Annotated in this window: 7 protein-coding genes; 6 read left to right on the top strand and 1 reads right to left on the bottom strand. The window is 76.9% G+C overall.

Annotation, left to right across the window (positions count from 1 at the left end):
• Together IDM29_RS13400 and IDM29_RS13395 are read left to right on the top strand one after the other, a co-directional pair.
• The coding region (locus tag IDM29_RS13400; protein WP_188037632.1) for a biotin/lipoyl-containing protein at positions 1 to 276 on the top strand (276 nt) is incomplete at its 5' end.
• 44 nt (positions 277 to 320) lie between these two features.
• The gene (locus IDM29_RS13395) at positions 321 to 755 is read left to right on the top strand and encodes an NUDIX hydrolase (RefSeq protein WP_309232736.1); all 435 of its coding nucleotides are present in this window, start codon (positions 321 to 323) and stop codon (positions 753 to 755) included.
• 32 nt (positions 756 to 787) lie between these two features.
• Here IDM29_RS13395 and IDM29_RS13390 read toward each other — a convergent pair whose 3' ends face one another.
• Entirely contained in the window at positions 788 to 2,242 is a 1,455-nt protein-coding gene (locus IDM29_RS13390) for an NAD(P)H-quinone dehydrogenase (RefSeq protein ID WP_255491782.1), read from the bottom strand.
• 84 nt (positions 2,243 to 2,326) lie between these two features.
• On the opposite strand from IDM29_RS13390, the gene IDM29_RS13385 reads away from it, so the two are divergent.
• From IDM29_RS13385 to surE, 4 genes are all read left to right on the top strand, one after another.
• Positions 2,327 to 3,172 carry a purine-nucleoside phosphorylase gene (locus tag IDM29_RS13385; protein WP_182113354.1) on the top strand — a complete coding sequence of 282 codons (846 nt, stop codon included), beginning with the start codon at positions 2,327 to 2,329 and terminating at the stop codon, positions 3,170 to 3,172.
• The gene (locus IDM29_RS13380; RefSeq protein WP_182113353.1) at positions 3,172 to 5,034 is read left to right on the top strand and encodes a phospho-sugar mutase; all 1,863 of its coding nucleotides are present in this window, start codon (positions 3,172 to 3,174) and stop codon (positions 5,032 to 5,034) included. Before IDM29_RS13385 ends, IDM29_RS13380 begins: the two co-directional genes overlap by 1 nt.
• 122 nt (positions 5,035 to 5,156) lie before the next feature.
• Positions 5,157 to 6,173 (top strand): 1-phosphofructokinase family hexose kinase, encoded by a 1,017-nt coding sequence (locus IDM29_RS13375; RefSeq protein ID WP_182113352.1) that lies wholly within the window; start codon positions 5,157 to 5,159, stop codon positions 6,171 to 6,173.
• A partial coding sequence (gene surE, locus IDM29_RS13370) for a 5'/3'-nucleotidase SurE (RefSeq protein WP_188037631.1) occupies positions 6,170 to 6,848 on the top strand: 679 nt, incomplete at its 3' end. The genes IDM29_RS13375 and surE, both read left to right, overlap by 4 nt.

Here is a 6,848-nt window from a genome sequence, read left to right as displayed (position 1 = left end):
ACCGCGCGACCGCGCCGGGCCGCGGGCGCCCGCGGCGCCGTGCGCGCCGTCGGGGGCAACGGCACGACCCTCGCGTCGCCGATGCAGGGGACGATCGTCAAGGTCGCGGTGGCGGACGGCGCGGAGGTGGCCGAGGGCGACCTCGTCGTGGTCCTCGAGGCCATGAAGATGGAGCAGCCGCTGGTGGCGCACCGCGCCGGGACCGTGCAGCGCCTGACGGCCGGCGTCGGGTCGAGCGTGAGCGCCGGCACCGCGATCTGCGAGATCGTCGGCTGACCGGCGCACCGGCGGCCCACCACCGCCACTCCGGCGACGCCTGGGTGCAGTGCGCCTGCGGGCGGCGGCACTGGGGCACCCACGGGGCCGCGGGCCTGCTGCTGCACCGGTCCGCGGGCGGGCGCACGCAGGTGGTGCTCCAGCACCGGGCCCTGTGGTCCGACCACGGCGGCACGTGGGCCCTGCCGGGCGGCGCGCTCGCCCCTGGCGAGACGCCCGAGCAGGGCGCGGTCCGGGAGGCCGCCGAGGAGGCCGGCATCGACCCCGCGGCCCTCGAGATCCACGACGCGGTGGTGCTCGACCACGGCCCGTGGCGCTACACCACCGTCGTCGCGCGGGCGACGGGCCCCCACGACGTGCGCCCGACCGACGCGGAGAGCCTCGAGGTCGCCTGGGTCGACGTCGACGCGGTGGCCGACCGGCCGCTGCTCCCCGCGTTCGCCGGCGCGTGGCCCGGCCTGCGCGCCCTGCTGGGCTGAGGCGCGCCGGAGCCCTCGGCTGCTCGGCCCGGCTACTCCGCGCGTGTGTGCAGCACGCGGGCCACCTCGGCGATGGTTCCCGACAGCGACGGGTACACGGTGAACGAGTCGGCGATCTGGTCCACCGTGAGGCGGTGGTTGACGGCGAGGGTCAGGGGGAAGATCAGCTCGCCGGCGCGCGGCGCCACCACGACCCCGCCGATGACGATGCCCGTTGTGCTGTGCGCGAAGATCTTCACGAACCCGTCGCGGATGCCCAGCATCTTCGCGCGCGGGTTGCGGGCCAGCGGCAGCGTGCTGACGACGAACCGCGCGCCCATCTCCTCGAGCTGGCGCTGCGAGCGGCCCACGGTGGCGATCTCCGGCGCCGTGAAGATGTTGGCCGCGACCTCACTGACGTCGAGCGGCGTCACGGCGTCGCCGAGCGCGTGCGCCATGGCGATCCGCCCCTGCATCGCGGCGACCGACGCCAGGGGCAGGACGCCGGTGCAGTCCCCGGCGGCGTAGACGCCGCGCGCGCTCGTGCGCGAGACCTTGTCGACCTCGATGTAGCCGCCCTTGCCGAGCACGACGCCGGCCTCCTCGAGCCCGAGGCCCTCGGTGCTCGGGACGGCGCCGACCGCCATGAGGCAGTGCGACCCCTCGACCACCCGCCCGTCCGCGAGCGTGACCTCCACGCCGTCGCCCCGGCGGGTCACCCCCGCGGCGCGGGAACGGCTCATCACCGTCATGCCGCGGGACGTGAAGACGCCCTCGATGAGCTCGGCGGCGTCGGCGTCCTCCCCCGGCAGCACCCGGTCACGCGAGGAGACCAGGACGACGTCGGCGCCCAGCGCGTTGTAGGCGCCGGCGAACTCGGCGCCCGTGACGCCGGACCCGACCACGATCAGGCGCTCGGGCAGGTCGGTCAGGGTGTAGAGCTGCGTCCAGGTGAGGATGCGCTCGCCGTCGGGCATCGCCTCGGGCAGGCAGCGGGGCGTCGCCCCGGTCGCCAGCAGCACGACGTCGGCGTCGAACGAACCGCCCCCGTCGGTGACCACGCGCTCGGGCCCGTCCAGCCTGGCGGTGCCCTCGACCAGGGTGACGCCCTCGGCCTCCAGGCGGGTGCGGATGTCCGCGGACTGCGCGGCCGCCAGCTCGACGACCCGGGCGTTGACCAGGCCGAGGTCCACCTCGTGCCCCCGCAGCGGGGTGTCGGTCGGCAGGCCCACCGTGCGGATGCCGAGGTCCGACGCGCGGTCGGCGATGGTCATCCACTCCGCCGTCGCGATGAGCGTCTTGGAGGGCACGACGTCGGTGAGCACCGCCGCACCGCCGAGGCCCTGCCGCTCGACCAGCGTGACGTCGGCACCCGACCGGCACGCCACCAGGGCCGCCTCGTAGCCGCCGGGACCACCGCCGACGACGACGACCTTCGGGGCCGGCCGTCCGGGCGGCCGCTCGGGGGCGGGGACGGGCGTGGCGAGGCCGGGTGTCGTTGCGGTCACGGCCCCATTGTGCCGTCGGGCGCCGCGGACGCGTCCCGACCGCGTGGCCCCACGTCCGGGCCGGGTCACCGATAGCCTCGCTGCATGACAGCACCACACGGCACCGGGCCGCTCACCACCCTCGACGACCCCGCCACCGACCCGTTCGAGGTGGCCCGCGAGGCCGCCGCCGTCCTCGCCGAGCGGACGGGGATCGCGTCGCACGACGTCGCCCTCGTGCTCGGCTCCGGCTGGGGCGGCGCGGCCGACCTGCTGGGCGAGACGGTCGCCGAGATCCCGAGCCACGAGCTCCCCGGCTTCAGCGCCCCCGCGGTCCCCGGGCACGTCGCGACCACCCGCTCGATCCGGCTCGCGGACGGCCGGCACGCGCTCGTGCTCGGGTCGCGCACCCACCTGTACGAGGGCCGCGGCGTGCGGCGCGTCGTGCACGGCGTGCGCACCGCGGCCGCGGCCGGCGCGGGCGTCGTCGTGCTCACCAACGGCTGCGGCGGCCTCGACCCGGCGTGGGCGCCGGGTACCCCCGTGCTCATCCGCGACCACCTCAACCTCACGGCGACGTCGCCGCTGGAAGGCGCCACGTTCGTCGACCTCACCGACCTGTACAGCCAGCGGCTGCGGGACGTGGCGCACGAGGTCGACGCCTCGCTGCCGGAGGGCGTCTACGCCCAGTTCCGCGGGCCCCACTACGAGACCCCCGCGGAGGTCCGCATGGCGGGCGTCATGGGCGCCGACCTCGTGGGCATGTCCACCACGCTCGAGGCCATCGCCGCACGGCACGCCGGGCTCGAGGTCCTGGGGCTCTCGCTCGTGACCAACCTGGCCGCCGGCATCGGGGCCGAGGCGCTCTCGCACGCCGAGGTGATCGAGGCCGGCCAGGCGGCCGCGCCGCGCATCAGCCGCCTGCTCGCCGACGTCGTGGGGCGGATCTGATGGCGCCCCCCACCGCCGACCGGCCGGACCAGCCGCTCGACCCCGCGCTCGTCGCACAGGTCGAGGCCTGGGTGGCCGACGACCCCGACCCGCAGACCGCCGCGCACCTGCGCACGCTGCTGACGACCGCGCAGGACGACGCCGACGAGGAGCTGCGCTCCGTCGCACGCGCCGAGCTCGCCGACCGCTTCCGCGGACCGCTCGAGTTCGGCACCGCGGGCCTGCGCGGCGCGATGGGCGGCGGCCCGAACCGCATGAACCGCGCCGTCGTCATCCGGGCGGCCGCGGGCCTCGTGCGGTACCTGCGTGACGCGCTCGAGGCGCGCCGGGGCGAGGGCGGCGGCGTCGTCGTCGAAGGGCCCCGGGTGGTCATCGGCTACGACGCGCGCTACGGCTCCGAGCGGTTCGCGCGGGACACCGCCGGGGTCGTCACGGCCGCGGGGGGCCACGCCCTCCTGCTCCCCGAGCCCCTGCCCACCCCCGTGCTCGCGTACGCCGTGCGGCTGCTGGACGCCGACGCCGGCGTCATGGTCACGGCCAGCCACAACCCGCCGCAGGACAACGGCTACAAGGTCTACCTCGGCGGACGGGTCGTCACCGACAGCGGCCAGGGCGCGCAGATCATCCCGCCGTACGACGCCGAGATCGCCCGGTGCATCGCGGCCGTCGAGTCCGTCGCCTCGGTACCGCGGACCGAGTCCGGCTGGGCCGTTCTCGGTGAGGAGATCGTCGAGGGCTACCTCACCGCCGTCGGCGCGCTCGCCGACCCCGACGGCCCGCGGGACCTGCGGATCGTCCTGACGCCGCTGCACGGCGTCGGCGGGCACACGGCCGAGCGGCTGCTGCGCGGCGCCGGCTTCACGGACCTGCACATCGTCCCGGAGCAGGCGCTGCCGGACCCGCGCTTCCCGACCGTCGCGTTCCCGAACCCCGAGGAGCCGGGCGCGATCGACCTCGCGCTCGCGCTCGCGGAGGAGCTCGACGCCGACCTGGTGCTCGCCAACGACCCCGACGCCGACCGGTGCGCGGTCGCGGTGCGCGACCCCCGGCTCGCGCACGCGACGTCGGCCACCGCGGGCACGGCGGCCGCACGGGGCTGGCGCATGCTGCACGGTGACGAGGTCGGCGCGCTCCTCGGCCAGGACCGCGCCGCGCGGTTCGCCGCGGCGCACCCCGACGGCCGGCACCCCGACGGCACGCCGGGCGTGCTGGCGAACTCGATCGTGTCCTCGCGCCTGCTCGGCCGCATCGCGGCGTCGCACGGCCTCGCGCACCGCGCGACGCTCACGGGGTTCAAGTGGATCTCGCGCGTGGAGGGCCTCGTCTTCGGCTACGAGGAGGCGCTCGGCTACTGCGTCGACCCGGCGCGCGTGCGGGACAAGGACGGCCTCAGCGCCGCCCTCCTGATCGCCCAGCTCGCGGCCGGGACGAGGGTGCGTGGACGCACCCTCGTCGACCTGCTCGACGACCTCGCCGTCGAGCACGGGCTGCACCTCACCGACCAGCTGTCCGCCAGGTTCACGGACCTCGCCCAGATCCCGGCGACCATGGCCCGCGTCCGCGAGGCCCCGCCGGCCACGCTGGCCGGCTCGCCCGTGGTCGAGGTCGTCGACCTCGCCGACGGCGGCGAGGGCCCGGATGCGCTGCCGCCGACGGACGGGCTCCGGCTCGTGGCCCAGGACGGCACACGCGTCATCGTGCGCCCGAGCGGCACCGAGCCCAAGGTCAAGTGCTACCTCGAGGTCATCGTCCCGGTGACCGACGACGGCGACGCGTCCGACCCCGTCGGCGCCGCGCGCACGCGCGCCCGCCAGCGGCTCGACGCGGTCCGGGCGGACGTCGCGGCGGCCCTCGGGCTCTGACCGGACGCCCCGGGAGCCCGGACACCCGGGCTCCCGGGCGCGCGGCGCCGACGCCTCGGGCTGCGCGCCGCGCCGGTTGATGCTGTGCTGTCGCACGGCATCCCCGACCACGGAGGTAGGACGTGACCGACGAGCCGCGCGTGTGCGTGCTGGCCCTGACCTCGCTGCTGACCGTGACGGTCGAGGACTCCGCCCACGGCTCGGGACCGGAGATCCACGTGCACCCCGGGGGCCAGGGGCTGTGGCTCGCCCGCATGGCGTCCGTGCTCGGCGCCCGCGTCGTGGCGTGCGGACCGTTCGCGGGCGAGACGGGCGCCGCCGCGCAGCACCTCGCGGCCCGGGAGGGCGTGGACCTGCGGGCGACGCGCTACGACGGCAGCAACGGCGCCTACGTGCACGACCGCCGCTCCCGGGACGACGCCGGCGAGCCGGGCGAGCGCGAGGAGCTCGCGGCGGCGGACCCGACGCCGCTCGGCCGCCACGAGCTCGACGACCTCTTCGGCACGCTCCTGGTCGAGGCTCTCGAGGCCGACGTCGTCGCGCTCACCGGCGCGGACCCGCCCGACACCGTGCCCGCCGACTTCCTCGCCCGGGTGGCCCGCGACCTGCGCCGCAACGGGAGCACGGTCGTGGCCGACCTCTCGGGCGACGCCGCGCTCGCCGTGGTGGCCGAGGGCCTCGACGTCCTCAAGATGAGCCACAGCGAGATGGTGGACGCCGGCCTGGCCGAGGGACCGGAGCTCGCGCAGCTGCTCGCGGGCGCCCGGGCCGTGCTGGCGGGCGAGCACGCGGACGACGCCCGCTCCGACGACGCCGAGGACGAGGGCCGCGGACGCGTGGGCGCGATGGTCGTCTCCCGCGCCGCGGAGGGCACCCTCGTCGTCACGCGCGAGGGCGCCTGGCAGGTCACGGCTCCCCCGGTCTCGACCGTCGACCACCGCGGCGCCGGCGACTCGCTGACGGCGGCCGTCACGGTCGGGCTGGGACGCGGCCTCGAGCTGCTCGAGGCGGTCCGCCTCGGGGCGGCGGCGGGCGCGCTCAACGTGACCCGGCGCGGCCTGGCGACCGGCCACCGGGACCAGATCGAGCGCTTCGTGGAGCGCGTCACCGTCGAGCCGCTCGAGGAGGGAGCAGCATGAGGGCGCTGGTCACCAACGACGACGGCATCGACTCCCCCGGGCTGGCCGTCCTGGCGCAGGTCGCCGCGGCGGCCGGGTACGAGGTCGTCGTCGCGGCGCCCGCCACCGAGTACTCCGGCGCCTCCGCGTCGCTCTTCGGGATCGAGCGCGACGGCCGCGTCGTCGTCGAGCCGCGGCGGGCGCCCGGGCTCGCCGACGACGTCGAGTCCTACGCCGTCGCGGCGGCGCCCGCGCTCATCACCTTCCTGGCGGCGTACGAGGGGTTCGGCCCGCGGCCCGACCTGGTCCTGTCCGGTGTGAACCGCGGGCCCAACACGGGCAACGCCGTCATCCACTCCGGGACCGTGGGCGCGGCGACGTCGGCCGTGACGCACGGGATCCGCGCGATGGCCGTCTCGATCATCACCGCCCACCCGGAGCACTGGGCCACGGCCGGCGTCGTCGCGTCGCACGCCCTGGGCTGGCTCGAGGCGCGCGAGCCCCGCGCGGGCGTGCTCAACCTCAACGTCCCGGACCTGCCGGCGCACCGGCTGCGCGGCATCCGCGTGGCGCCCCTCGCGGACTTCGGCGCGGTCGAGGCGCGCATCGACCGGCCCGGCGCCGACGGGGCGGTGCGGGTGCGCTACGCCGAGCTCGACCCGACCGCCGACGCCGGCTCGGACGCCGGGCTCGCGG

The sequence above is a fragment of the Actinotalea sp. JY-7885 genome (genome assembly GCF_014525465.1).
Lineage (GTDB): Bacteria > Actinomycetota > Actinomycetes > Actinomycetales > Cellulomonadaceae > Actinotalea.
Note: the sequence above shows the minus strand (reverse complement) of the source record. Positions and strands in the feature narration are given on the sequence as shown.

What these genes read in the sequence shown, in the direction of transcription:
- IDM29_RS13385 (WP_182113354.1), top strand. Translation starts at nt 2,327, where the DNA reads ATGACAGCACCACACGGCACCGGGCCGCTCACCACCCTCGACGACCCC.
- IDM29_RS13380 (WP_182113353.1), top strand. Translation starts at nt 3,172, where the DNA reads ATGGCGCCCCCCACCGCCGACCGGCCGGACCAGCCGCTCGACCCCGCG.